26 protein-coding genes and 1 riboswitch are annotated in these 23,402 nt (G+C 71.1%); of the genes, 12 read left to right on the forward strand and 14 right to left on the reverse strand.

Annotation, left to right across the window (positions count from 1 at the left end; translation table 11 throughout):
* Positions 1 to 60: 60 nt before the first annotated feature.
* The 4 genes from garA (at position 61) to gcvP (ending at position 5,526) form a co-directional block, all read left to right on the forward strand.
* Positions 61 to 519, forward strand: a complete 459-nt coding sequence (garA, locus tag ACZ7CD_RS20755; RefSeq protein WP_360392419.1) for a glycogen accumulation regulator GarA — start codon at positions 61 to 63, stop codon at positions 517 to 519.
* 424 nt (positions 520 to 943) lie between these two features.
* The gene (locus tag ACZ7CD_RS20760) at positions 944 to 1,417 is read left to right on the forward strand and encodes a bifunctional nuclease family protein (RefSeq protein ID WP_030468959.1); all 474 of its coding nucleotides are present in this window, start codon (positions 944 to 946) and stop codon (positions 1,415 to 1,417) included.
* Positions 1,418 to 1,723: 306 nt separating this feature from the next.
* On the forward strand, positions 1,724 to 2,290 hold the full coding sequence (locus tag ACZ7CD_RS20765) for a MerR family transcriptional regulator (RefSeq protein WP_360392417.1): 567 nt from the start codon (positions 1,724 to 1,726) through the stop codon (positions 2,288 to 2,290).
* A gap of 98 nt (positions 2,291 to 2,388) precedes the next feature.
* Positions 2,389 to 2,484: riboswitch (glycine riboswitch) on the forward strand.
* Between the two features lie 150 nt (positions 2,485 to 2,634).
* Complete coding sequence (gcvP, locus tag ACZ7CD_RS20770) at positions 2,635 to 5,526, forward strand: aminomethyl-transferring glycine dehydrogenase (protein ID WP_470374695.1); 2,892 nt, start codon at positions 2,635 to 2,637, stop codon at positions 5,524 to 5,526.
* Between the two features lie 45 nt (positions 5,527 to 5,571).
* Here the strand turns inward: gcvP and ACZ7CD_RS20775 are convergent, their stop codons facing one another.
* Genes ACZ7CD_RS20775 through ACZ7CD_RS20790 form a run of 4 tightly spaced genes read right to left on the reverse strand, consistent with a single transcriptional unit; the run spans position 5,572 to position 7,423 of the window.
* Complete coding sequence (locus ACZ7CD_RS20775) at positions 5,572 to 5,754, reverse strand: hypothetical protein (protein ID WP_360392411.1); 183 nt, start codon at positions 5,752 to 5,754, stop codon at positions 5,572 to 5,574.
* Between the two features lie 12 nt (positions 5,755 to 5,766).
* On the reverse strand, positions 5,767 to 6,372 hold the full coding sequence (locus ACZ7CD_RS20780) for a class I SAM-dependent methyltransferase (protein WP_470379514.1): 606 nt from the start codon (positions 6,370 to 6,372) through the stop codon (positions 5,767 to 5,769).
* 9 nt (positions 6,373 to 6,381) lie between these two features.
* The gene (locus ACZ7CD_RS20785; protein ID WP_470379515.1) at positions 6,382 to 7,041 is read right to left on the reverse strand and encodes a maleylpyruvate isomerase family mycothiol-dependent enzyme; all 660 of its coding nucleotides are present in this window, start codon (positions 7,039 to 7,041) and stop codon (positions 6,382 to 6,384) included.
* 4 nt (positions 7,042 to 7,045) lie between these two features.
* Positions 7,046 to 7,423, reverse strand: a complete 378-nt coding sequence (locus ACZ7CD_RS20790) for a DUF3224 domain-containing protein (protein WP_360392403.1) — start codon at positions 7,421 to 7,423, stop codon at positions 7,046 to 7,048.
* Positions 7,424 to 7,472: 49 nt separating this feature from the next.
* Between ACZ7CD_RS20790 and ACZ7CD_RS20795 the strand changes: the two genes are divergently transcribed.
* Together ACZ7CD_RS20795 and ACZ7CD_RS20800 are read left to right on the forward strand one after the other, a co-directional pair.
* Entirely contained in the window at positions 7,473 to 8,444 is a 972-nt protein-coding gene (locus ACZ7CD_RS20795; protein WP_470379516.1) for a helix-turn-helix transcriptional regulator, read from the forward strand.
* Complete coding sequence (locus ACZ7CD_RS20800) at positions 8,432 to 9,244, forward strand: aldo/keto reductase (RefSeq protein ID WP_470379517.1); 813 nt, start codon at positions 8,432 to 8,434, stop codon at positions 9,242 to 9,244. The genes ACZ7CD_RS20795 and ACZ7CD_RS20800 overlap by 13 nt, the downstream gene beginning before the upstream one ends.
* 39 nt (positions 9,245 to 9,283) lie before the next feature.
* Here ACZ7CD_RS20800 and ACZ7CD_RS20805 read toward each other — a convergent pair whose 3' ends face one another.
* Complete coding sequence (locus tag ACZ7CD_RS20805) at positions 9,284 to 9,850, reverse strand: TetR/AcrR family transcriptional regulator (RefSeq protein WP_360392395.1); 567 nt, start codon at positions 9,848 to 9,850, stop codon at positions 9,284 to 9,286.
* A 107-nt stretch (positions 9,851 to 9,957) separates the two neighbouring features.
* Between ACZ7CD_RS20805 and ACZ7CD_RS20810 the strand changes: the two genes are divergently transcribed.
* Positions 9,958 to 10,659, forward strand: a complete 702-nt coding sequence (locus ACZ7CD_RS20810; protein ID WP_458430960.1) for an SDR family NAD(P)-dependent oxidoreductase — start codon at positions 9,958 to 9,960, stop codon at positions 10,657 to 10,659.
* Between the two features lie 720 nt (positions 10,660 to 11,379).
* Here ACZ7CD_RS20810 and ACZ7CD_RS20815 read toward each other — a convergent pair.
* Both ACZ7CD_RS20815 and ACZ7CD_RS20820 read right to left on the reverse strand, forming a co-directional pair.
* A complete protein-coding gene (locus ACZ7CD_RS20815; RefSeq protein ID WP_470370889.1) occupies positions 11,380 to 13,086 on the reverse strand; it encodes a vWA domain-containing protein in 1,707 nt (568 codons plus the stop codon).
* 65 nt (positions 13,087 to 13,151) lie between these two features.
* The gene (locus tag ACZ7CD_RS20820) at positions 13,152 to 14,024 is read right to left on the reverse strand and encodes a 3-methyladenine DNA glycosylase (protein ID WP_470374692.1); all 873 of its coding nucleotides are present in this window, start codon (positions 14,022 to 14,024) and stop codon (positions 13,152 to 13,154) included.
* A 19-nt stretch (positions 14,025 to 14,043) separates the two neighbouring features.
* On the opposite strand from ACZ7CD_RS20820, the gene ACZ7CD_RS20825 reads away from it, so the two are divergent.
* Positions 14,044 to 14,484, forward strand: coding sequence for an iron chaperone (locus ACZ7CD_RS20825; protein ID WP_470370890.1), 441 nt, complete (start codon positions 14,044 to 14,046; stop codon positions 14,482 to 14,484).
* Here the strand turns inward: ACZ7CD_RS20825 and ACZ7CD_RS20830 are convergent.
* Both ACZ7CD_RS20830 and ACZ7CD_RS20835 read right to left on the reverse strand, forming a co-directional pair.
* Positions 14,481 to 14,726 (reverse strand): hypothetical protein, encoded by a 246-nt coding sequence (locus tag ACZ7CD_RS20830; RefSeq protein WP_360392385.1) that lies wholly within the window; start codon positions 14,724 to 14,726, stop codon positions 14,481 to 14,483. The genes ACZ7CD_RS20825 and ACZ7CD_RS20830 overlap by 4 nt on opposite strands.
* Before the next feature lie 57 nt (positions 14,727 to 14,783).
* The gene (locus tag ACZ7CD_RS20835) at positions 14,784 to 15,230 is read right to left on the reverse strand and encodes a winged helix-turn-helix transcriptional regulator (RefSeq protein WP_360392383.1); all 447 of its coding nucleotides are present in this window, start codon (positions 15,228 to 15,230) and stop codon (positions 14,784 to 14,786) included.
* 79 nt (positions 15,231 to 15,309) lie between these two features.
* Between ACZ7CD_RS20835 and ACZ7CD_RS20840 the strand changes: the two genes are divergently transcribed.
* Positions 15,310 to 15,966, forward strand: a complete 657-nt coding sequence (locus ACZ7CD_RS20840; protein WP_470370891.1) for an SDR family oxidoreductase — start codon at positions 15,310 to 15,312, stop codon at positions 15,964 to 15,966.
* Between the two features lie 82 nt (positions 15,967 to 16,048).
* Here ACZ7CD_RS20840 and ACZ7CD_RS20845 read toward each other — a convergent pair whose 3' ends face one another.
* Together ACZ7CD_RS20845 and ACZ7CD_RS20850 are read right to left on the reverse strand one after the other, a co-directional pair.
* Positions 16,049 to 16,639, reverse strand: coding sequence for a dihydrofolate reductase family protein (locus ACZ7CD_RS20845; protein ID WP_470379518.1), 591 nt, complete (start codon positions 16,637 to 16,639; stop codon positions 16,049 to 16,051).
* A 96-nt stretch (positions 16,640 to 16,735) separates the two neighbouring features.
* Positions 16,736 to 17,416 (reverse strand): DUF2848 domain-containing protein, encoded by a 681-nt coding sequence (locus tag ACZ7CD_RS20850; protein WP_360392376.1) that lies wholly within the window; start codon positions 17,414 to 17,416, stop codon positions 16,736 to 16,738.
* Positions 17,417 to 17,462: 46 nt separating this feature from the next.
* Between ACZ7CD_RS20850 and ACZ7CD_RS20855 the strand changes: the two genes are divergently transcribed.
* The gene (locus ACZ7CD_RS20855; protein ID WP_360392374.1) at positions 17,463 to 18,794 is read left to right on the forward strand and encodes an MFS transporter; all 1,332 of its coding nucleotides are present in this window, start codon (positions 17,463 to 17,465) and stop codon (positions 18,792 to 18,794) included.
* On the opposite strand, the gene ACZ7CD_RS20860 is transcribed toward ACZ7CD_RS20855, so the two are convergent.
* Positions 18,755 to 19,390, reverse strand: coding sequence for a GntR family transcriptional regulator (locus ACZ7CD_RS20860; RefSeq protein WP_360392371.1), 636 nt, complete (start codon positions 19,388 to 19,390; stop codon positions 18,755 to 18,757). The genes ACZ7CD_RS20855 and ACZ7CD_RS20860 overlap by 40 nt on opposite strands.
* 25 nt (positions 19,391 to 19,415) lie before the next feature.
* Here ACZ7CD_RS20860 and ACZ7CD_RS20865 point away from each other — a divergent pair, with 25 nt between their 5' ends.
* Both ACZ7CD_RS20865 and ACZ7CD_RS20870 read left to right on the forward strand, forming a co-directional pair.
* Positions 19,416 to 20,192, forward strand: a complete 777-nt coding sequence (locus ACZ7CD_RS20865; protein WP_470379519.1) for a carbon-nitrogen hydrolase family protein — start codon at positions 19,416 to 19,418, stop codon at positions 20,190 to 20,192.
* Positions 20,192 to 20,536: a cupin domain-containing protein gene (locus tag ACZ7CD_RS20870; RefSeq protein ID WP_470379520.1), complete on the forward strand. Its 345-nt coding sequence runs from the start codon at positions 20,192 to 20,194 to the stop codon at positions 20,534 to 20,536. Before ACZ7CD_RS20865 ends, ACZ7CD_RS20870 begins: the two co-directional genes overlap by 1 nt.
* 476 nt (positions 20,537 to 21,012) lie before the next feature.
* Here ACZ7CD_RS20870 and ACZ7CD_RS20875 read toward each other — a convergent pair whose 3' ends face one another.
* Positions 21,013 to 22,038, reverse strand: coding sequence for a hemolysin family protein (locus ACZ7CD_RS20875; protein WP_360392362.1), 1,026 nt, complete (start codon positions 22,036 to 22,038; stop codon positions 21,013 to 21,015).
* Positions 22,035 to 23,342, reverse strand: coding sequence for a hemolysin family protein (locus ACZ7CD_RS20880; protein ID WP_360392359.1), 1,308 nt, complete (start codon positions 23,340 to 23,342; stop codon positions 22,035 to 22,037). Before ACZ7CD_RS20880 ends, ACZ7CD_RS20875 begins: the two co-directional genes overlap by 4 nt.
* Positions 23,343 to 23,402 lie beyond the last annotated feature (60 nt).

Consider the following 23,402-nt stretch of genomic DNA (forward strand, 5'->3'; position numbering starts at 1 on the left):
GACTCGAACGCGATAGGTTTTACCGGAAACGACGGACCCAGCAGCAGGAGGAGAGCTCAGGTGAGCACGAACGACGGCCCAGGCGTTCCGCCGGAGCAGTCCCCGGAGCGGACCTCCGTCTTCCGGGCGGACTTCCTCCAGGAGATGGAAGGCGGCGCCGAGGCGCCCGCACAGGAGCCGGCCGTTGCCGGTGTCGACGCCCTTCCCGCCGGTTCCGCGCTGCTCGTGGTGAAGCGCGGCCCGAACGCCGGTTCGCGGTTCCTGCTGGACCGCGACACGACGAGCGCGGGGCGCCACCCCGACAGCGACATCTTCCTCGACGACGTGACGGTCTCGCGCCGCCACGCCGAGTTCCGCCGGGAGGGCGGCGAGTTCGTCGTGATCGACGTGGGCAGCCTCAACGGCACCTACGTCAACCGCGAGCCGGTCGACCAGGCCGTCCTCGCGAACGGCGACGAGGTCCAGATCGGCAAGTTCCGCCTGGTCTTCCTGACCGGTCCCGGCTCCGCAGGAGCCTGACGGTCCGGGGCCTGCCGGTCCCGGGTCTGCGGGATGACGAGCGTCGGGGCGGTGCTCACGCAGCTCCGCCCCGAGTTCCACCGTGCAGTGCTGCTGCCGTCTTCTCCACTGTTTTGCGCCATTGAGCAGTTCGCCGCGCTCCGCGGGAGTTTTCCTGCGTCGAGCCCGAACGCACTCGTGCGCTGACCGCCGTTGCGCGGAACTCCTCCCGGTTCGCCGTGCTTTCCGGGAATCGGCCGGCCTCTTCCGCTCGTTGTACCCGGTGCGGGGAAGAGCGGGTTCGAGCGGCCATCGTCTTGATCACGTTCTGCCCGCAACGATTGAGCACACGGCCCGCTTGGCGGGTAGCGTCGAACGCGTGTGCCGGGGGATGCTCGGAGACGTTCCGGGTACTCCCCAACGAGTCAGAGGGAGGCGAGACCCGATGAGCGAGATGCGTGTCGTGGGCGTCCGGGTGGAGCTGCCCCAGAACCAGCCGATCCTCCTGCTGCGCGAAACCGAGGGTGAGCGGTACCTGCCGATCTGGATCGGCTCGGTCGAGGCCACCGCGATCGCGCTGGAGCAGCAGGGTGTGCGACCGGCCCGCCCGCTCACCCACGACCTGCTCAAGGACGTCATCGGGGCGCTGGGCCGCAACCTCGAACAGGTGCGGATCACCGACCTGCAGGAGGGCACGTTCTTCGCCGAGCTCGTGTTCGACGGCGACGTGCGCGTGTCCGCCCGCCCGTCCGACTCGGTGGCCCTCGCACTGCGCGTCGGCGTGCCGATCCACGCGGAGGAGTCCGTGCTGGCGGAGGCCGGTCTGATCATCCCGGACGAGCAGGAGGACGAGGTCGAGAAGTTCCGCGAGTTCCTCGACTCCGTGTCCCCCGAGGACTTCCGGGGCGCCGACACCTGAGTTCCCCCGACTGTCGCTGACCGTCTTGTTCGGACCCGGCGCCGATCGGTGGGGTGTCCCTCGATCGGACTACTTTCCGCACATCATGGCCGCTAAACAATCACTAAACGTCACCTGAACGTCCTAGTTCGGGTGACGGTGCGGACCCCCGCCTCAGGTTGGGGGCCAACACTCCCCGCGCGTCGCGTTGACCTGCCCTCGGAGCGGTCTTACCGTCGAACTCGAGTGGACGTCGCCGGTCTGCGCGAGTGGACCAGGCGGCTTGACGGCCCCGACTTTCGTGGCCGTTGGCGAGGGGAGGCAGGCGTGGTCGAGGAAGCGCCCTTGCGGGCCGAATCCGGGCAGCAGGGTGAGCTGTTCCCGGACTCCTCGCTGCCGGACGAACTCGTCGGCTACCGGGGACCCGCGGCGTGCCAGATCGCCGGGATCACCTACCGGCAGCTCGACTACTGGGCCAGGACCGGCCTGGTCGCGCCGACGGTGCGGATGGCGCACGGCTCCGGCAGCCAGCGGCTCTACTCCTTCAAGGACATCCTCGTCCTGAAGGTCGTGAAGCGGCTGCTGGACACCGGGGTCTCGCTGCAGAACATCAGGGTCGCCGTCGACCACCTGCGCCGCCGCGGCGTGCAGGACCTGGCGCGGATCACGCTCTTCTCCGACGGCACGACCGTCTACGAGTGCACCTCCCCCGAGGAGGTCGTCGACCTGCTCCAGGGCGGGCAGGGCGTGTTCGGCATCGCGGTGAGCGGTGCGATGCGGGAGATCAGCGGGACCATCCACGAGTTCCCGGCCGAACGTGCGGACGGCGTGGAGATCGCGCCGATGACCGAGGACGAGCTGACCCGCCGCCGCCGGGAGCGCGCCACCGGCTGACCCGCTGTCGCCGGCTCAGCCGGTCCCGTCGCTGAGACGTAGGTCGCGTCGGTGGGGACTGGCGGGCCTGCCTGCGGGTACTCTTCACGGGTAGTCGCTGAACTCAGGCGGGAGAGACCGGGTGCTGCACCCGGCGCCGAAGGAGCAAGTTCCTCCCCGGGAACCTCTCAGGCACCCAGGACCGCGTGAGCGAGACGCCTCTGGAAAGCGGATCTCTCGAGATCCCGCCGACGGTGAAAGCCCGCTCTCGTGGCGGGTGAACCTCTCAGGCGCCCGATGCCGGGTACGGACAGAGCGGGGAGGGCACCAGGACACGTGTGCCCGCAGCCCCCCGGAGGCGTTAGATGACGCAGGACCGCATTCCGCTCGCCGCTCTCGAGCACGGCACCCCGTTCGCGGACCGGCACGTCGGCCCGCGCCCCGCCGAGCTCGCCCGCATCCTCGACGTGATCGGTGTCGGATCGCTGGAGGAGCTGGCGCAGCACGCGGTGCCCTCGTCCATCCACGAGCGCGACCTGGTGCTGGACCTGCCGGCGCCCGCCACGGAGACCGAGGCGCTGGCCGAGCTGCGCGCGCTCGCCTCCCAGAACCGGCCGATGACCCAGATGATCGGCCTGGGCTACTACGACACCGTGACGCCGGGCGTGATCCTGCGCAACGTCCTGGAGTCGCCCGCCTGGTACACCGCGTACACGCCGTACCAGCCGGAGATCTCGCAGGGCCGCCTGGAGGCGCTGCTGAACTTCCAGACGATGGTCGGCGACCTGACCGGCCTGCCGATGGCCAACGCGTCCATGCTGGACGAGTCGACCGCCGCCGCCGAGGCCATGACCCTGGTGCGCCGCGCGGGCAGGGCGAAGTCGAACAAGTTCGTCGTGGACGCCGACACGCTGCCGCAGACGCTGGCCGTGATCGAGACCCGCGCCGAGCCGCTGGGCATCGAGGTCGTCGTCGCCGACCTGTCGCAGGGCATCGAGGGCCTGGGCCTGGGCGGTGACTTCTTCGGCGTGCTGCTGTCCTACCCCGGTGCGTCCGGTGTGGTCCGCGACCAGGCCGCGCTGGTGGAGGAGATCCACGCCGCCGGCGCGCAGGCCGTCGTCGTCGCCGACCTGCTGGCGCTGACGCTGCTGCGCCCGCCCGGTGAGATCGGCGCGGACGTCGTCGTCGGCACCACCCAGCGCTTCGGCGTGCCGATCGGCTTCGGCGGCCCGCACGCCGGCTACATGGCCGTCCGCTCCGGCTTGGAGCGCCAGCTGCCCGGCCGCCTCGTCGGCGTCTCCGTCGACGCTGACGGCTCGCTGGCCTACCGCCTGGCGCTGCAGACCCGCGAGCAGCACATCCGCCGCGAGAAGGCGACCTCGAACATCTGCACCGCGCAGGTGCTGCTCGCCGTGATCGCGTCGATGTACGCGGTCTACCACGGCCCCGAGGGCCTGCGCGCCATCGCGACCCGTGTGCACCGCCTGGCCACCGTCCTCGCGACGGGCCTGTGCGAGGCCGGTCTCGACGTCGTGCACGGCGAGTTCTTCGACACCGTGCAGGTGCGCGTCGAGGGCCGTGCCGCCGAGGTCGTCGCCAAGGCCCGCGAGCTCGGCATCAACCTGCGCCTCGTGGACGCCGACGTCGTGGCGGTCGCTTGCGACGAGAAGACCACGCGCGCGCACGTCGTCGCCGTGTGGGAGGCGTTCGGCGTGACCGGGTCCGATGTGGACGCGATCGACACCGACACCGCCGACGGCATCCCGTCGGACCTGCGCCGCACCTCGGACTACCTGACCCACCCGGTGTTCCACGCGCACCGCTCCGAGACCGCGCTGCTGCGCTACCTGCGCGCACTGTCCGACAAGGACGTCGCGCTGGACCGCAGCATGATCCCGCTCGGCTCCTGCACGATGAAGCTGAACGCGACCGCGGAGATGGAGTCCATCACCTGGCCCGAGTTCTCGACGCTGCACCCGTTCGCGCCGGTCGAGGACGCGAAGGGCCTGCTGACGATCGTGTCGGACCTGGAGGCGTGGCTGGCCGAGGTCACCGGCTACGACGCCGTGTCGCTGCAGCCGAACGCCGGCTCGCAGGGCGAGTTCGCCGGCCTGCTCGCGATCCGCGCCTACCACCGCGCCAACGGCAACTCCGCCCGTGACGTCTGCCTGATCCCGTCGTCCGCGCACGGCACGAACGCCGCGTCCGCCGTCATGGCCGGCATGCGCGTCGTCGTCGTGAAGTGCGACGACAAGGGCAACATCGACATGGGCCACCTGCGCACCACGGTCGCCGAGCACGCCGACGACCTGGCCGCGATCATGATCACCTACCCGTCGACCCACGGCGTGTACGAGGACACCGTCCGCGAGGTCTGCGGCCTGGTCCACGACGCGGGCGGCCAGGTGTACGTCGACGGCGCGAACCTCAACGCGCTGATCGGCCTGGCCCGCTACGGCAAGTTCGGCTCGGACGTCTCGCACCTGAACCTGCACAAGACGTTCTGCATCCCGCACGGCGGCGGCGGCCCCGGCGTCGGCCCGATCGGCGTGAAGTCCCACCTCGCCCCGTTCCTGCCGAACCACCCGCTGCAGCCCACCGCGGGCCCCGAGACGGGCGTGGGCCCGATCTCCGCGGCCCCGTGGGGTTCCGCGTCGATCCTGCCGATCTCGTGGGCGTACGTGCGCATGATGGGCGGCGACGGCCTGCGCCGCGCGACCCTGACCGCCGTGGCCGCGGCGAACTACGTGGCGCGCCGCCTGGACGAGCACTACCCGGTCCTCTACACCGGCGAGGGCGGCTTCGTGGCCCACGAGTGCATCCTCGACCTGCGCCCGATCACCAAGGCCACCGGCGTGACGGTCGACGACGTGGCGAAGCGCCTGGCCGACTACGGCCTGCACGCCCCGACCATGTCGTTCCCGGTCGCCGGCACCCTGATGGTCGAGCCCACCGAGTCCGAGGACCTGGCCGAGATCGACCGGTTCATCGACGCCATGATCGCCATCAAGCGCGAGATCGACCGCGTCGGCGCCGGCGAGTGGCCCGTCGAGGACAACCCGCTGCGCAACGCACCGCACACCGCGGCCTGCGTGACCGTCGGCGAGTGGGACCACCCGTACACCCGCGAGGAGGCCGTGTACCCGGCCGGTACCGGTGCTCCGAAGATCTGGCCGCCGGTCCGCCGCATCGACGGCGCGAAGGGTGACCGCAACCTGGTCTGCTCCTGCCCGCCCCTCGAGGCCTACAGCAGCTGATCCACACCGCGGAGGAGGGGCGCACCCAGGGGTGCGCCCCTCCTCTCATGCTCCGACCGGACAGGTCTCGTCGCCGCAGTTCTCCTGCTCGGTGATGCCCGGCCTGGTGAGGTCGTGCTCGAACGCGAAGTGGAAGCAGTCCGGGTGCATCCGCTCGAACAGCTCGAAGTCCTCCGGGGCCAGCTCCACGGCCTCACCGCACCGCTGGCACGTCTGTTCCTCTGCCACGGTGGAATGGTCTCACCCGCGCCGGGCGAACAGCACCGCGCCGTCCTCGCCGAGCAGCCACTGCGCCTCGATCGCGAACCCGGCGTTCCGCAGCCACGCCGCCACCCGCTCCGGCCGGCGCAGGTGGACGTGCACGCGCATCGGGTGCCCGCCGTAGCCCCGCGTCTTCAGGTTCGTGCGGTCGCCGACGTGGAAACCCAGCTGCAGCAGCCCGCCCGGCCGCAGCGCGTCCCGGAAGTGCCCGAGCACCACCGGGACCAGCTCGTCCGGCACGTGGATCAGCGACCACCAGGCCAGCACCCCGCCGACCCGGTCGCCGAGCGGGTCGGTCATCGACCCGACCTCGAACCGCAGCCCGGGGTGGTTCCGCCGGGCGAGCGCGACCATGGCGGGGGAGAGGTCGATCCCGAACGCGTCCGCGCCGAGCCCGTGCAGCAGCGCCGTGACGTCGCCGGGACCGCAGCCGACGTCGGCGACGGGACCGTCCACCTCCTCGGCGAACAGCCGCAACGCCGCCCGCAGGTGCGGCATCCCGTCCAGCAGGCCGCGCGTGTAGTCGGCGTAACTGGCGGCGACCGTGTCGTAGGACTCGCGGGTGTCTGCCAGCCAGTCGGTCACGCCGGGAACCTACTCCTCGAACGGCTCCGCGCGGTGCCTTCCGGACAACGCCAGCGACGAGATCCACGTGTCCGGGTCACCGTCCCAGTCCATCGCCCTGATCTGGTCCACCGACCGCCGCCCGCCGACGGCCCGCATCAGCTCGAACGACGTCGTGCGCAGCGTCCCCTCCGGCTCGCCGTGCCCGAGCACGCGGTCGCCGTGCTCCAGCACCACCCGCAGCGCGGGCACGTCGTTCTCCCGCATCCGCTGGTCGAGCTGCTGCAACGGCCGGGTCAACGCCGCACGCACCACCTGCGGGTCCCGGTCGCCGGGCACGCCCAGCGCGGCGCGCAGGTCGTGTTCGTGCGCCACGACCTCGGCGATCAGCACCGAGCCCATGGGCGTGTCGAAGAGCGGAGCGGCCAGCTCCCGGTTCGCGTCCCACTCGGCGAAGGCGTCGTCGAGCGAGTTGCCGCGGCGGTCGCGCACCTGCCGTTCACCCCACTCGCCGGACTCGACACCGTCGAACCGGCGGTCCGCGAAGTCGCGCAGACCGCCGGCCAGGTGCGCCACCACGTCCTTGACCGACCAGCCGGGAGTCGCCGCGACGGGCGTCTGCGGGTCCCGGCCGCGCACCAGCTCGGTGATGCGCTGCTGGGCGGCGTCGTAGACGGGGGCGTTGGTCATGGGCTCAGACCTCGTACTCCAGCGCGTAGGTGCCGCTGCCATCCTCCGCCCAGTCCACGGTCACCGCACCTTTCGCGCCGAGGAACCGCCCGGTGCCGTCGACGACCTCGATCGACCCCTCCACAGCGGACCGGTAGGCGCCGACGTGCCGCAGCACCAGCGTGCCCTCGTCCGTGGTGACCTCCTCGATCGCGGTCGTCCACGCCACGTCGTCGCCGTAGTACATGAGGTACCGGCAGCTGCCCGTACCGCTGATGTCGCCCGCGTACCCGAACTGGACGTGCGCCTCGGTGAGCTTGCGGCCCTCGACGTCCCGGTAGGACCGGCCGTCCCAGGTCTTCTCGTCCCAGCTCTTCACTTCGATGGTTCCGGTTGCCTTCATGGACCCCACCCTGCTGGCAGAACCTGACAGTTCATGTCAGGTTTGTGGCATGAAGTCGAGCCGGCTCATCCAGGTGCTCCTGCTGCTCCAGTCCCGCGGCCGGATGACCGCCGACGAGCTGGCGGCCCGGCTGGAGGTCTCGCCCCGGACCATCTACCGCGACGTCGAGGCCCTCGGCGCCGCCGGCGTCCCCATCTACGCCGACCGCGGCCCGGCCGGCGGCTACCGGCTCGTCGACGGCTACCGCACCCGGCTCACGGGACTGACCTCCGGCGAGGCGCGGTCGCTGTTCCTCACCGGCCTGCCCGGTCCCGCCCAGGAGCTGGGCCTCCAGGAGTTCGCCGCCGCGGCCCAGCTCAAGCTCCTCGCCGCGCTGCCCACCGAGCTGCGCGCCAGGGCCGAGCAGATCCGGCAGCGGTTCCACCTGGACACCCCGACGTGGTTCCGCGGCGACGAACCGACCGCGCACCTCGCCACCATCGCCGACGCCGTCTGGGAGCAGCGCCGCGTCCGCATGACCTACCGGCGGTGGGGGCAGCAGACCGTCACCCGCGAGGTCGACCCGCTCGGTCTCGTCCTCAAGGCGGGCACCTGGTACTTCATCGGCAGCCTGCGCACCTACCGGGTGTCGCGGGTGCTGGAGCTGGAGGTCCTGGACGAGACGTTCGATCGGCCGGACGACTTCGACCTCGCCGCCTTCTGGGCCGGGTGGTCCGAGGAGTTCGAGGCCCGCATGTACGGCGAACGCGTCACCGTGCGCATGACCAGTGCCGGTCTCGACAAGGCGCGGTACCTGCTCAGCGGCCACCAGGCCCGGGTCGTCGCACAGCTCGCACCGCAGCCGGGGGAGGAGTTCGGCTTCCCGACCGAGTCGCTCCGGCACGCCCTGCCCGACCTGCTCAAGTTCGGCCCCGACGTGGAGGTCGTGGCACCCGACGAGCTGCGCCGCGAGGTCGTGGCCGCGATCGAGGCGATGCACCGGCTCTACAACGGTGCGAAGCTACCCGCATGGTTCCGCTGATCTCGCTGAACAACGGAGTACGGATCCCCCAACTCGGCTTCGGCGTCTTCCAGGTGCCGGAGGACCAGGTGGCCGGTGCGGTCACGACCGCCATCGAGACCGGCTACCGCAGCATCGACACGGCCGCCGCCTACCGCAACGAGTCCGGTGTCGGCGACGCGATCGCGGGCGTGCCGGACCTGTTCGTCACGACCAAGCTGTGGAACTCCGACCAGGGCTACGACTCGACGTTGCGCGCGTTCGACGCGAGCACGCGCCGCCTGCGGCGCGACGTGCTGGACCTCTACCTCATCCACTGGCCGACCCCGCGGCGCGAGCTGTACCCGGAGACGTGGCGCGCGCTGGAGCAGCTCTACGCCGACGGCCGGGTGCGGGCCATCGGCGTCTCCAACTTCCACACCCGCCACCTGCAGCGCCTCTTCGACGAGTTCCCGACCACCCCGGCGGTGAACCAGATCGAGCTGCACCCGTTGCTGCAGCAGGAGGAGATGCGCAAGGTCCACGTGACCCACCGCATCGTCACCGAGGCCTGGTCACCGCTCGCCCAGGGCGCGCTGCTGGGCCGCCCGGAGATCACCGGCCTGGCCGAGAAGTACGCGAAGACCCCGGCCCAGATCGTGCTGCGCTGGCACGTCCAGCTCGGCAACGTCGCGATCCCCAAGTCCGTCACGCCCTACCGGATCAGGGAGAACATCGACATCTTCGACTTCGAGCTGGCCCAGGACGACATGACCGTGATCGCCGAGCTCGACAACGGCACCCGCACCGGCCCCGACCCGGACCGCTTCAACGTCGCGTGACCGCACCGGCCGCGCCACCGGTGTCCCCGGTGGCGCGGTTCACCCGGCCGTGCGCAGCCCGTCGAGGTAGAACCGCAGGAACCGCCGCCACCGGTCCGGTTCGGTGTCGACCGACTCCCTGATCACCTGCGACATCGCCCACGTCAGCGTCACGAGGTCCGCGAGCTCGAAGTCCGCGCGCAACACCCCGGCGTCCTTGGCGCGCTGGATGATCCGCTCCGCGTGCCCCATGCCGCGCCCGCACGCGCTGGTGGCCTCCTCGGACGGCACCAGCCGCCGGGCGATCGCGTCGTTCAGCCCATGGTCCTGCGCCTGCAACGCCACCGTGCCCTCGACGAAGTCCGCGAAACCCCGCCACGGGTCAGGCGCGGCCAGCGCGGCCGCACCGATGTCGTCGAGCACCGCCAGCCGGCTCGGGAAGATCGAGTCGATGAGCACCTGGCGCGTGGGGAAGTGCGCGTAGAGGGTGCCGATGCTGACCTGGGCCCTGCGGGCGATGTGCTCCAGCGCCGCGTCGAGCCCTTGCTCACCGAACACGTCGACGGCCGCCGCGAGCAGCTTGGCGCGGTTGCGGGCGGCGTCCGCGCGCAGGGGCCTGGTTGCCATGGCGGCATTTTACAAACGCCCCCTAAGTCGAGCCTCCCCTCGACTTCTGTGATACCGTCACTCCCACAAGTCGAGGACACCCTCGAATTAGCCGGAAGGTGCAGCTCATGTCCCTCGCAGCAGTCATCGGCGTCGGCCCCGGTCTCGGCATGTCCATCGCGCACCGGTTTGGACGAGAGGGCCACGACGTGGCCCTGGTGTCCCGCACCGACACCCGGCACAGCCGCTACCTCGCCGAGCTGGCGCAGGCCGGCGTGAAGGCAGAGGCGTTCACCGCCGACGTGCGCGACCGCGACCAGCTCCTGTCCACCCTGGACCGCATCGGTGGCGAGGTCGAGGTGCTCTACTACGGCCCTGGCGCGGCCGACCCAGACCTGCCGATGAAGCCGATCACCGAGATCACCGCCGCGGACGCCCAGAAGGCGCTGACCTGGCTGTACCCGGCCCTCGACGTCGTGGGCCACGTCCTGCCGGGCATGCTCGACCGCGGCAGCGGAGCGCTGCTGTTCGCAGGCGGCCTCAGCTCAGTCGTGCCCATGCCCGGCTTAGGCGCGCTCACGATCAACGCCGCAGCCCTGCGCAACTACGCGGTGACGCTCAACGCGGCACTGGCCGACAAAGGCATCTACGCGGGCACGCTCACCATCGGCGGTCTGATCGAGCGCGGCGACATCCACCGCATGATCACCGCAAACCCCGGCCAGTACGGCGAGATCCCCACGCTGAACCCCGACGACATCGCCGAGACGGCGTGGCAGCTGACCGCCGAACGGAACCGCGCGGAGGCCGTCTTCAACGTCCTGGCCTGACCACTCAGGCGCTGTTCGCCGCGCCTGCCAAGCCGCCTCGCCGCCAAACTCCGGCTCCGGCGCTGAACCCCGGCCCCGCCAAGCCCGCGCGGCAACCCGCCACCGCACCCAGCCCGACACCCAACCCCGGCCCCGCCGGACCTGCGCAGCAACCCGCCACCGCACCCGAACCGCGCAACGACTCACCGTCGCCCGCATCCACCCGGACGCTGAACCCCGGCTCTCGCCGGACCTGCGGGCAACCCGCCACCGCACGCAACCCCGCACCACCTGGCCACCGCACCCGAACCACGCAACGACTCACCGTCGCCCGCGCCCATCCCGACGCCGAATCCCGGCCTCGCCGGGCCCGCGTGGCAAGCCGCCACCGCACCCAACCGCGCGACGACCACCGTCGCTCGCGCCACTCCGATGCCCTCGTCCACGACCTGGACCGACGTTCCTGTCCGCACTACCGCGATGCCCTTGCCCGCGACCCGCCCCAACGCGCTTGTCCACGACCTGGACCGACGTGCGCGCCGACGTCCCCGTCCGCGCCAGCCCCGACACCCTCATCCACGACCCGGACCAACGCTCTTGCCCACAACCTGGACCGACGCCCGCGTCCACCCCGACGCCCCCGTCCGCGCCCGCCCGCGCCCGCCCCGATGCCCTCGTCCACGACCCGCCCTGACGCCCACGCCAGCCCCGACGCCCTCATCCACAACCCGAACCAACCACTCAGGCGGTGGTCGACAGCACCTGCCCGAGCGCGGCCTCCACACCGTTCTCGTCCTCCACCACGGACACGCTGCCCCCGGTGCTCTCCGCGATGTCGGTCAGTGCCGCCTTGTCCACCTCACCGCCGATCGCGATGAAGCTGACCGGCAGGTCCTTGCCCTTGAGTCGGGACTTCAACGCCGCCAGGTCGATGCCGCCGTCCGAGGTGCCGTCGGTGACGACCACGACCCGGTTGACCCGCCCGGCCACGAAACCGTCGTGCGCCGCCTCGTAACAGGCCCCCAGCGCGGTGTAGAGCTGGGAGCCGTCGACAGTCTTGAGCCCGTCGATCGCCCTGCGCAACGCCTCGCGCTTCTCCACGACCGGACCGGTGCCCACGAGCTGCTTGTAGGGCTTGGCGCCGTCGACGGACCGCGCGAACTCCCACAACCCGAACGACCCGGACACCGACCTGTCCACCTGCCCGCGCAGGGCGGCCTTCACCTTGTCCAGCCTCGGTTTCATCGAGGTGGACACGTCCGCGAGCACGGTCACGACCTGGCCGCCGCGGTCCGCCGACGCCCACGCCGCCGACAGCTGCTGCGTGGTCGTCGCGTCAGCGGCGACCAGGTTCTCGGTCACCGCCGCCCACGACACACCAGGAGAGGGGGACGGTCGGTCCTGAGTGGACTCGACACGCAAACCGCCGTGCGCCAAGATCTTCTGCTGGTCTGGCTCGGTCATGAACTCGCGGAACGCCTGCGCCGCGCGTTCCTCCGCCTCACCGACCTCGGGGCCGGACAGCGCCACGTACGGGAAGTCCGCCACCGGCGTCGGACCGACCGGCAGCACGCCGACGAGCGGTTTGGACGGTGCCTCCTTGCCGGTGTTGTGCTTGTAGAGGTCCACTTCGGACACCGGCGTCACGCTGAAGCCCGCCGCGTTCACCGTCGCGCTGTCCCCGAGCCGCCGCAACGCCTCGCGCGTCGTGGTGGGCACCTCGGGTGGCACGGTGGCCGCGAGCTTGGTCAGGGTCGCCTTGGCGGCGTCGGAGTTCAGCGTGTCCGCGGTGACCGGGCCCTTGCCGCCGGCCAGTGCGGACTGGATCGCGAGCGCGGAGGCCGTGTTCGCGGCCGGGTCGGGCATGGCGACGCTGAACCGGCCCCAGTTCGGGCCGAACCTCTGCCAGTCGGTGACCTCGGGCATGTCCGTCCAGCGGAAGTCCTTCAGCACTGGCGCACCCGCCTCGGGTGCGGCGAGCAGCACCGGCGACGTGCCGATGGACTTCGGCGTGCCACCGACCAGCTTGGCGTTGAGCGCGGACAACCGGTTCGCCCACAACATCGAGTCCGGCACCCAGGCGTGCGGTCGCTGGCCGAGCTTCTCGGCGTCCCAGGTCCCGGTCAGACCGTCGAGCACGGCGGAGGAGTCGGCGGAGGTGACCTCGACCGCGATGCAGTGGTCGTAGACGACGGGCCGCGTGGCGCTCCAGGCCCGCGCGACCTCCGCGACGGCCTCGGCCACGCTCGGTGTCGCGGACACCCGCAGCACCGCGTCACCCTCGTTGCAGTCCTGGGCCTGCGCCTGCGCTCGCTTGTCGAGCACGCCGCCGATCCACGACCAGGCGCCCCAGCCGAGCGCGATCAGCACGACGACGGCCACGATGGCGACGGGCCACTTGGCGATCCCGCGCCGCACCTTCGCGCGCAGCGAGCGGTGTCGAGACATCGATCCCTCTCACAACTACTCAGCGGCCCCCGACGACCGGCAGCCACGCTAACAGGAGAGAACGGTCAGCGATGTGAAGTCACTCCCAGTACCGACTGGCACACGGTGACGAGTCGTTCCCGCAGCGGTTGCGACCTCGCGGCGAACTCCGCCTGCCTGCGCACGTACTCCGCGCGGCCCTCCGGCGTCTCGATCCTGACCGGCTCGTACCCGAGTCCCGCCAGGTCGTAGGGCGAGGCCCGCATGTCGAGCTCCCGCACGTCGACGGCCAGCTCGAAGCAGTCGGCGACCAGGTCGGACGGTGTCGCGGGCTCCAGCTTGTAGGACCACTTGAACAGGTCCATGTTGGCGTGCAGGCAGCCCGGCTGCTCGTTCTCGACCTGCCCCTCACGGGTGGGCAGCAGGGTGTTGAGCGGCCGCGCGGGCCCGGTGAAGAACCGGAAGGCGTCGAAGTGCCCGCACTGGATCTTGCTGGCCTCGACCACCTGGTCGGTGCCGTCGCTGCCCAGGCGCAACGGCCACGCGTTGTGCCGCACCTCCTCGGGCTGCTGCCGGTAGACCATGGCCCACTCGTGCAGCCCGAAGCACCCCAGCCGCGCCGGTCGCCGCATCGTCGCCGTGAGCAGCTCGCGCACGAAGTCGATGGTCTTGGCCCGCTGAGCGGCGAAACTGCCGACGTCGAGCGTCACGCCGCCGCTCGTGGCCCGGTAGTGCGGGAACTCCAGGTACTCGCCGGCGTCCTCCAGGACGATCCCCGGCCCCGGATGCCACCGTTCGAGCCGCACGGGCCGATGGCTGTAATAGGTGAAGAGGAAGTCCATGACGGGGTGCTTCTCCTTGCCGGCCTTCCGCTCCAGGTGCGGGCCGGTGAAGCGCCTCATGCGCGCGACGTGCCGGTCGCGCAGCTCATGCCATTCGGCTCGGGTCAGGACCTCCACGAGCGGCTACCGTACGCGCATGGTGCAGAGCAAGGCCGCCACGGTCGACGAGTACCTCGACGAGCTGACCGCAGAGCAGCGCGCCGAGATCACCGCCGTGCGCGACGTCGTCGTCGCGCACCTCCCCGCCGGCTACGCCGAGGGCGTGCTCTGGGGGATGATCACCTGGTACGTGCCGATCGAGGTCAGCGGCCCCACCTACAACGGGCAGCCGCTGAGCTACGTCGCGCTGGCCGCCCAGAAACGCCACTGCTCGCTCTACCTGACCACGGCCATGGCGCCGGGGGAGTCGTTCCGCGAGCGCTACCTCGCCACCGGCAAGAAGCTCGACATGGGCAAGTCCTGCGTGCGCTTCACCCGCGCCGCCGACCTGGCCCTCGACGTCATCGGCGACGAGATCGCCCGCTACCCGGTGGCGGAGTTCGTCGACCACGTCCAGCGCGTGACGGTCAAGCGCTAAAGCGGCGGCACCAGCCCGGTGAACGTCCGCGCGCCGTTGCAGTGCGGGCACTCGCGCCCGTTGTCGACGGTCCGCGGCGCACCACCGATGATCGCCAGCGTCGGCGCCGCGATGTAGCTCGCGCCCCCGCACAGATGGCACACCGTGCGCGGCTCCGGCGTGACGGCGAAGAGGTCGTCCGGGTCTTCCTCGTCCTCGAACTCGTCGTCCTCGGCGAACTCGTCCTCGTCGTCCTCACTCATGGTCGTCAACCTACACGGACAGCGACCGGCGACCGGTGCGCGACCACGGGTTCCGGATTAGGTCGCCGAGATCGGATCGCCCGGTGTTGTGGCGGCCCGCGTCAACGACTCCGGCGTCGCCTCACGGCCGCAGTGCGCGCACACGACCAGTGGTTCCAGCACGTTGCCGCACGAGTGCTCCCACACCAGCGGGAGGGGCCCCTTGGTCACGTAGGTGTCGCCCCACTCCTTGAGCATCAGCAACACGTTGTTCAGCGCACGGCCCGACTCGGTCAGCACGTACTCGTGGCGCGGCGGGTGCTCGGAGTACTGCCGCCGCTCCAGCACGCCGCACGCGACGAGCTTCTTCAGGCGCGCGGTCAGCACGTCGCGGGAGGCGCCGGTGTTCGCGGCGATCTGGTCGAAGCGGTGGTTGCCGAAGAAGACCTCGCGCAGCGCCAGCAGCGACCAGCGCTCGCCGACGACCTCCAGCGCGTTCGCAACGGAGCAGGTTCGCGGAGCCATGTGACCACGGTATCAGTCGGTTGGGAAATCAAACTCGGCCTGCCACAGTTGGTTTGAAATACCAACTTAGGAGGTTGTCATGGACTTCAAGGGCCAGACGGTGCTCGTGACCGGCGCGAACCGCGGACTGGGCCGTGCGTTCGCCCAAGAGCTCGTCAAGGCGGGCGCGAAGGTCTACGGCGGCGCGCGCAAGGTCGAGACCATCACCGACGAGGGCGTGGTCCCGGTGCGGCTCGACGTCACCGACGACGCGTCGGTCGTGGCGGCCGCCAAGGAGCTCGGTGACACCACGATCGTGGTCAACAACGCCGGCGTCCTCGTCGCGGGTGACGACGTCGACAGCATCAAGGCGGAGTTCGAGGTCAACTTCTACGGCCTCGTCCGCACGACGGACGCGTTCGCGCCGGTCCTGAAGGCCAACGGCGGCGGCGCGATCGTCAACGTGCTGAGCATCCTGTCGTTCGTCGGCAGGGCCGAGTGGCGCGGCTACGCGGCCTCCAAGGCAGCGGGCTGGTCGTTCACCAAGTCCTCCCGTGAGGCGCTGCGGGAGCAGGGCACGCGCGTGATCGGCGTGCACGCCGGGTTCATCGACACCGACCTGACCACCGGCATCGACGCGCCCAAGATCACCCCGCAGGACGTCGTCGCGCAGGTGCTGCGGGCACTCGAGAACGGTGACGACGAGGTGCTGGCCGACGAGCGCACCCGCGCCGTGAAGGCCGCGCTGTCCGCCTGAGGGACGTCAGTCCCGGCGCGCGGGGGAGTGCGGCGGCGGCCTCGGTGAACTCAGGCCGCCGCAGCGCCCCACCGCGTCGTCCTCACCCGGCTTCCGCGTAGTGCACTTTGTAGCGCAGGTGCGTGACCTCAACGCCTTCGACGACCGAGAGCGGCCCTTCGAGCTGGTAACCCTGGCCCGGTGCGAAGAACGGCGTGCCACCGCCGAGCAGCACGGGCACCAGGTCGAGCCAGATCTCGTCGACCAGCCCGGCGTCGATCGCCTGCCGGGCGACCTCGCCGGAGTTCAGGCCGACGGCCTTGTCGCCCGCGTGCGACCGGGCGATCTCGACGGCCTTCTCGATGCCGTCGCCACAGAACGTGAAGTGCTCGGTGTTCTCCAACGGCCGATGGGTGAGCACGACGGTGTGCACGCCCATCGGGTGCCGGCCGCCCCATGCGTTCGTGTGGTCGTAGAGCTTGCGGCCCACCACCAACGCGCCGGTCGCCCGGATGAGGCCGTCGAAGTGCGCGGCGCTGGCGGGGGTCAGGTGGACGGTCATCGCGCCGGTCGGCATCGTGTACGCCACGTCGCCGGACTCGTACCAGCGGAACAGCCGGTCGAAACCGGAGAAGTCCGGGCCTGAGACGTAGCCGTCGATCGAGGTGCTGGCGCCGGTGTAGACCTTGCCCATGGCGGGTGCCTCCCCTGTGTCGGTCAGTCACCCCTGCGTCGACTGCGCGCCGGGGATTTCGACCCGGTTCCGGGGACGCATACCGGCGCGCGCGGCTCAGCCGATCGGTTCCGGCAGCGGCGCCACCTCGTAGTCGCAGTCCAGCACGTCACCGGTCGCCGGGTCGCGCAGCTCGACGCGCCACTTCGACGCGAACTGCTGCACGCCGTGGTGCATCGGGATCGTGCCGGACAGCAGCACCGTGCCGGGCCGCAGCAGTCCCAGCTCGCGCAGCCGGTCCACCCAGTAGGCCGGCGTCAGCAGCTCGGCGAGCGTGCCGCGCTGGATCTCCACGCCGTCGGCCCACGCCGTGAGCTCGATCGCGTCGATCCGGTCGGCGACCTCGGACAATCGCCACGCCCTGCGGCCCAGCACGTCCGGGCTCGCGTTCTTGCTCCACGCGACGCCGTGCACCTCCAGCGCGCGGTCCGTGTGGTCGCACGCGACGGTCAGCAGCACGTCGTCATCGGTCACGACCAACGCCCACTCGGCCTCGCCGGAGGTGCGTGCGTGCTGCACGGGCACCACCGCGGTCTGCTGCGCGAGGTAGGGCGAAACGGGGTAGAGACTCGGCGTGACCGACGGCGCCGGAACGCCCAGTTCGGCGAGTTCGCGCACGTGAGCGGCCACGTCTTCCTGGCTGCGGCCGGCGTACCCGCCGTTGAGCAGGGTCGTCACCGCGACCTCGGTGACGGTGCCGTCGGGGAGTTCGAAGGACAGTGTGCAAGCGGTGGACATGCGGTACTCCTTGCGCATACGAGTTGTATACAGGCAGTATTACCGCATGCCGCCTGCTTCAGCAACGACAGACGTACCGCGTTCCGCGCTGGTCCGCGCGTTCGTGGCCTCGCTTTCCGGTACCGCGCTCGAGTGGTACGACTTCGCCATCTACAACGTGGCCGCCGCCGTGGTGCTCGGCCCGTTGTTCTTCCCGAGCTCCGAGCCGCTGACGGCGACGCTGCTCGCGTTCTCCACGTACGCGGTCGGCTACCTGTCGCGGCCGCTCGGCGGGTTCCTGTTCGGCCGGCTCGGCGACAAGATCGGCCGCAAACGCGTGCTGGTGACCACGTTGCTGATCACCGGCATCGCGACGCTGCTCATCGGCCTGCTGCCCACGCACTCCGCGATCGGCCCCGCGGCCGGTGTGCTGCTCGTGCTGCTGCGCTTCGCCCAGGGCGTCGGCCTCGGCGGTGAGTGGGGCGGCGCGGTGCTGCTGTCCAGCGAGTACGGCGACCCGGCGAAACGCGGCTTCTGGGCGTCGGCCGCGCAGATCGGGCCGCCCGCCGGCAACCTGATGGCCAACGGCGTGCTCGCGCTGCTCGGCGTGGCGCTGTCCGACGCGGCGTTCATGTCGTGGGGCTGGCGCGTGGCGTTCCTGCTGTCCGCGGTGCTGGTCGTGTTCGGCCTGTGGATCCGGGTGAAGCTGGAGGAGACCCCGGTCTTCAAGGCGATCCAGGAACGCGGCGAACGCCCGTCCGCACCCGTGAGCGAGGTCTTCCGCACGCAGACCCGCCCGCTGGTCGCCGCCGTCCTCTCCCGCGTCGGCCCGGACGTGCTGTACGCGCTGCACACCGTCTTCGTCCTCACCTACATCACGACGCAGCTGGGCATGTCGCGCAACGTCGGCCTTATCGCCGTGCTGATCGCCTCCGGCTTCCAGCTGTTCCTGATGCCGCTCGCGGGCTGGCTGTCCGACCGGGTCAACCGGCGCGGCCTCTACGCGGTGGCCGCGGTCTGCGGCGCGGTGTGGCCGTTCGTGCTGTTCCCGTTGGTGGACACCGGTTCCGTCCCGCTGATCGTCGTCGGCGTGGTCGTCGGCCTCGCGTTCCACGCGTTCATGTACGGCCCGCAGGCGGCGTTCATCGCCGAGCAGTTCACCGAACGCCTGCGCTACACCGGCAGCTCACTGGCCTACACGCTGGCCGGCGTGATCGGCGGTGCCGTGGCGCCGTTGCTGTTCACCTGGCTGTTGGCGGAGTTCGGCACGTGGGTCGTCGTCGGCATCTACGTCTCCGTGGCGTGCGTGGTGACGCTGATCGGCCTGCGCCTGGGCCGCGACCCGGAGGACGCCGACGCTCAGCCGTTGAGCAGCACCTTCAGCGTGGTGTCCAGGTGAGCGGTGATCGCCGCGGTGGCCGCGCCGACGTCCCCGGACTCAAGCGCGGCCACGATCGCGTTGTGCTCGTCGATCACGGCCTGCTGCCGGTTGTTCGCACGGAACAACGCCACCACACCCGCGCGCACCTGCCGTGCGCGCAACCCCTCGTAGGTCTTCGTCAGCAGGTCGTTGCCGGTCGCCGCCACGAGAACGGCGTGGAACTGCCGGTCGACGTCGATGAACTCACGCGGGTCGTGCTGCTGCACGCGCTGTTCCTCGATATACGCGCGCATGGTCTCCAACGGAACAGTGCCCTCGGTCATCGTGCGCTCCGCGGCATACCGCTCGATAACGCCCCTCAGCTCCATGAGCTCCGTGATCTGCCGCGACGACAACGGCGCGACATACGCACCCTTCTTCGGCACGAGCTGCACCAGGTCTTCGGCCGCCAGAAGAAGAAGAGCCTCACGAATCGGCGTGCGCGACACACCGATCTGGTTGGCCACGTCCTGCTCGCTGATGAACCGCCCCTGCATCTCCGGGGCGGCGAGGATCGTGTCCTTGATGAACTCGTAGGCCTTCTCCCGGCCTGACAAGCTGTCCGCGACCTGCATACAACATGTATACCAGAGGAGGATCATGCGCATCGCCCTGTGCCAGATCAGCTCGACCGCCGACCCCGCGACCAACCTCGCGACCGTCCGCACCGAGGTCACCCGCGCCGCCGAGGCGGGCGCGCGCATCGTCCAGTTCCCGGAAGCCACCCACTGCCGCTTCGGCGTCCCCCTCGCCCCGGTCGCCGAACCTCTCGACGGCCCCTGGGCGACCGCGGTCCACGACATCGCCACCGAGGCGGGCGTCGTCGTGGTCGCCGGCATGTTCACCCCCGGCACCGGCGGCCGCGTCGCCAACACGACCCTCGTCACCGGCGCCGGCCTGCACCTCGGCTACGACAAGATCCACCTGTTCGACGCCTTCGGCTTCCGCGAGTCCGACACCGTGACCCCCGGCGACAAGCCGGTGACCTTCACCGTCGACGACCTCACCTTCGGCCTCGCCACCTGCTACGACGTCCGCTTCCCCGAACTCTTCCGCACCCTCGCCGACACCGCGCAGGCCATCCTGCTCGGCGCCTCCTGGGGCGCCGGCCCCGGCAAGGCCGACCAGTGGGACCTCCTGGTCCGCGCCCGCGCCCTGGACTCCACCGCATGGCTCCTCGCCTGCGGCCAGGCCCTGCCCACCACCGACCACGGGCCGGCCCCGACCGGCATCGGCCGCAGCACCGTCGTGACCCCACTCGGCGCAGTCGCCGCCAGCCTGGCCGACGCCCCCGGCACACTCGTGTCCGATGTGGACGCCTCCTCGGTCGACGAGGCCCGCCGCACCCTGCCCGTGCTGGCGAACCGGCGGCTGTGATGCGCACACAACACGAGTTCTTCCCGGTCGCTGACCTCCCGTGGCACCGGGCCGAACCGGGCGTCACCGAACGCGTCCTCAGCCACGATCCGGCCACCCCGACCCTCACCCGCCTGGCCCGCTGGCAACCGGGCCTGGAGACGTCCGGCGTGATCCGCCACGACCACCACGAGGAGGTGTACCTGCTGGAGGGCGACCTCACCGACCTGACCCTCGGCAAAACGTTCACCGCGGGCCACTTCGCGAGCCGTCGGCCGGGGATGCCGCACGGGCCCTACCGGACCGACGGCGGCTGCCTGATGCTGGAGATCCGCACGGCGGCGGGGGTTGAGCCGGGGCGCTGAGCTGGGGCGTTGAACAGTGGCGCGCCTTGCGCTCGTCGAGGCTGCTCACCTGCGCCCGACCCACCGCGCCCGACCCGGCGCCAGCCGCGCCCGACCCGCCGCGCCCGACCCGGCGCCAGCCGCGCCCGGTCCAGACGCGCCCGACCCGCCGCGCCCGACCCGGCGCCAGCCGCGCCCGGTCCAGACGCGCCCGACCCGGCGCCAGCCGCGCCCGGTCCAGACGCGCCCGACCCGCCGCGCCCGGTCCACCCGTTCGCACCCGACCTCGATCTCGCCCGACCTTCACCCCACCCGAGCCAGCCCCGGCCGAACCAAGCCGAACCCCGCCACTCCCTCCCGACTCACCTCCGCCCCCCGCGCTTCCTCCCTACGCAGGGCGGCCGAACCGGCAAATCAGGACATCACGATCGGGTGAATCCACACGGACCGAACCCCAGTGCCGAACCCCAGCGCCGGATCCCCAGCGCCGGAGCCAGCTACACCCACCGCACGTGCGTCCCATCCCGCACAGTCCCGACGTACTCCTCCACCAGGTCCTCCAACGCCACCACCCCGCGCACCCCACCATCGGCCCCAACAGCGCGAGCGAGGTGCGACTGGGCCCGGCGGAGGGCCGTCAGGGCCTCGTCCAGGCGTGCGTCCACCGGCACCTCGGGCAGGCCGCGCACGCGGGCGCGGGGCACCGGGGTCGCCGCGCCCTCCAGGTCGAGGATGTCCTTGACGTGCAGGTAGCCGACCAGGCGCGCGTCGGACTTGACCGGGAAGCGGGAGAAGCCGGTGGCCGCCACCGCCGCCTCGATCTCGCCGACGGTGGGGGCGGCGGACACGGTCGTCACGCGGTCCAGCGGCACGAGGACGTCGGCGACCGTGCGGGAGACCGAGGTCAGCGTCTGGGTCAGACGCCGGTGTTCGGAGACCTCCAGCAGGCCCTCCGAGCGGGACTGGCCGATCAGCAGGGCCAGCTCGTCGGGGGTGTAGGCGGACTCGAGCTCGTCGACGGGTTCCACGTCGAAGCGGCGCAGCACCCAGCGGCCGACCGCGTTGAACAGGGCCAGCACCGGCGCGATCATGCGGCTGAACCCGTAGTGCACGGGCACCAGCCACAGGGCGGCGCGTTCGGGGCCGGCGATGGCGAGGTTCTTCGGCACCATCTCGCCGAGGATCGTGTGCAGGGCGACGACGATGACCAACGCCACCGCGAACGCCACGCCGTGCACCACAGCAGCGGGCAGGCCAACTGCGCCGAGGGGGCCCTCCAGCACTGTGGCCAGCGCCGGCTCGGCGATGGCACCCAGGCCGAGGGAGCACAGTGTGATGCCGAGCTGTGCGCCGGCGATCAGCAACGGCAGTTCCTGCGACGCCTTGATGGCCGTGCGTGCGCGCGAGGAACCCTTGTCGGCCAACGCCTCCAAACGGTCGCGCCGCGCGGTGATGACCGCGAACTCGGCGCCGACGAAGAAGGCGTTGCCCGCCAGCAGAAGGACGACAACCAGGAAGTTCACGCCGACACCACCCGCAGTTCGGCCACGCGGTGGCGGTCCATCCGCATCACCGTCACCCGCCAGCCGTCGACCCTGATCTCGTCACCGACGTCCGGAATCCGGCCCAGGCGCGTCAGCACCAGGCCGGCCAGCGTCTCGTAGTCGCCGTCCGGCATCCGGAAACCCGTCGCCTCGGCCACCTCGTCGTCGCGCAGCAGGCCCGACACCAGCCAGCTGTCCTTGCCCAGCGACCGGACCGGCGGTGCCTCGCCGCGGTCGTGTTCGTCGCGGACGTCGCCGACGATCTCCTCGACCACGTCCTCCAGCGTCACCATGCCGGCCGTGCCGCCGTACTCGTCGACCACCAGTGCCGTCTGCAGGCCCGAAGCGCGCAGGCGGTCCAGCAGCGCGTCACCCTCCAGCGTCTCCGGCACCGATGTCACCGGGCGGGTCAACGCCGACAGAGGAGTCGTCCCGCGCAGAGCGGCGGGCACGGCGAACGCCTGCTTCACGTGCACCATGCCGCGCACCTCGTCCAGAGAACCGTCATGCACCGGAAAACGCGAAAAGCCGGTGTCACGCGCCTTCTGCACGAGGTCGTGCACGGTCGCGTCGGCGCGAAGGGCCTCCACGCGCATGCGAGGGGTCATCAGCTCGCCGGCTGTCCGGTCGCCGAAGCGCAGCGAGCGGTCGAGCAGCACCGCGGTGCCCTCGTCCAGCGTGCCGTGCTCGGCGGACGTGCGGACCAGCGCGCCCAGCTCCTCCGGTGACCGGGCGGACGCCAGCTCCTCGACCGGCTCCACGCCGAAACGGCGCACGAGCCAGTTCGCGGAGCCGTTCATCGCCGTGATCAGCCACCGGAACACGGTCGAGAAGCCGGCCTGCAGGCCCGCCACCGCCCGCGCGGTCTCCAGCGGCTTCGCGATTGCCAGGTTCTTCGGCACGAGCTCGCCGAACACCATCGACAACGCCGTGGCGATGGCCAGCGCGAGGGCCAGCGACAACCCGCCCGCGACCGTCGGCGGCACGCCGAGCGCGTTCAGGCCCGGCTGGATCAGCGAGGCGATCGCGGGCTCCGCGATGTACCCGGTGATCAGCGTGGTCAGCGTGATGGCGAGCTGTGCGCCGGAGAGCTGGAACGACAACGTGCGGTGCGCGCGGTCGATGGTGCGCGCCTTGGCGTCACCGACCTCGGCGAGGTGCCGTTCGACGGTGCTGCGTTCCAGCGCGGTCAGCGAGAACTCCGCCGCCACCGCGATGAAGGTGCCCGCTGTCAGCGCCACGACGGCGAGCAGACCGAGCAGGCTCAACAGGGTTCCGGTCACCTGCGTGCTCCCGAGCGACGGGGGACCGGGTTGGTATGCCAGCCGGGGCCAGTACCCACG

The organism is Lentzea sp. NPDC036949, assembly GCF_055608075.1.

Excerpts from the sequence above, each read along its gene's own strand:
- ACZ7CD_RS20785 (WP_470379515.1), bottom strand. The coding sequence starts at position 7,041 with ATGACCAACGCCCCCGTCTACGACGCCGCCCAGCAGCGCATCACCGAG.
- ACZ7CD_RS20760 (WP_030468959.1), top strand. The coding sequence starts at position 944 with ATGAGCGAGATGCGTGTCGTGGGCGTCCGGGTGGAGCTGCCCCAGAAC.
- ACZ7CD_RS20835 (WP_360392383.1), bottom strand. The coding sequence starts at position 15,230 with ATGGCTCCGCGAACCTGCTCCGTTGCGAACGCGCTGGAGGTCGTCGGC.
- ACZ7CD_RS20815 (WP_470370889.1), bottom strand. The coding sequence starts at position 13,086 with ATGTCTCGACACCGCTCGCTGCGCGCGAAGGTGCGGCGCGGGATCGCC.
- ACZ7CD_RS20805 (WP_360392395.1), bottom strand. The coding sequence starts at position 9,850 with ATGGCAACCAGGCCCCTGCGCGCGGACGCCGCCCGCAACCGCGCCAAG.
- ACZ7CD_RS20825 (WP_470370890.1), top strand. The coding sequence starts at position 14,044 with ATGGTGCAGAGCAAGGCCGCCACGGTCGACGAGTACCTCGACGAGCTG.
- ACZ7CD_RS20810 (WP_458430960.1), top strand. The coding sequence starts at position 9,958 with ATGTCCCTCGCAGCAGTCATCGGCGTCGGCCCCGGTCTCGGCATGTCC.
- ACZ7CD_RS20795 (WP_470379516.1), top strand. The coding sequence starts at position 7,473 with ATGAAGTCGAGCCGGCTCATCCAGGTGCTCCTGCTGCTCCAGTCCCGC.
- ACZ7CD_RS20845 (WP_470379518.1), bottom strand. The coding sequence starts at position 16,639 with ATGGGCAAGGTCTACACCGGCGCCAGCACCTCGATCGACGGCTACGTC.
- ACZ7CD_RS20790 (WP_360392403.1), bottom strand. The coding sequence starts at position 7,423 with ATGAAGGCAACCGGAACCATCGAAGTGAAGAGCTGGGACGAGAAGACC.
- ACZ7CD_RS20830 (WP_360392385.1), bottom strand. The coding sequence starts at position 14,726 with ATGAGTGAGGACGACGAGGACGAGTTCGCCGAGGACGACGAGTTCGAG.
- ACZ7CD_RS20800 (WP_470379517.1), top strand. The coding sequence starts at position 8,432 with ATGGTTCCGCTGATCTCGCTGAACAACGGAGTACGGATCCCCCAACTC.
- ACZ7CD_RS20865 (WP_470379519.1), top strand. The coding sequence starts at position 19,416 with ATGCGCATCGCCCTGTGCCAGATCAGCTCGACCGCCGACCCCGCGACC.
- ACZ7CD_RS20860 (WP_360392371.1), bottom strand. The coding sequence starts at position 19,390 with ATGCAGGTCGCGGACAGCTTGTCAGGCCGGGAGAAGGCCTACGAGTTC.
- ACZ7CD_RS20840 (WP_470370891.1), top strand. The coding sequence starts at position 15,310 with ATGGACTTCAAGGGCCAGACGGTGCTCGTGACCGGCGCGAACCGCGGA.
- ACZ7CD_RS20870 (WP_470379520.1), top strand. The coding sequence starts at position 20,192 with ATGCGCACACAACACGAGTTCTTCCCGGTCGCTGACCTCCCGTGGCAC.
- ACZ7CD_RS20850 (WP_360392376.1), bottom strand. The coding sequence starts at position 17,416 with ATGTCCACCGCTTGCACACTGTCCTTCGAACTCCCCGACGGCACCGTC.
- gcvP (WP_470374695.1), top strand. The coding sequence starts at position 2,635 with ATGACGCAGGACCGCATTCCGCTCGCCGCTCTCGAGCACGGCACCCCG.
- ACZ7CD_RS20855 (WP_360392374.1), top strand. The coding sequence starts at position 17,463 with ATGCCGCCTGCTTCAGCAACGACAGACGTACCGCGTTCCGCGCTGGTC.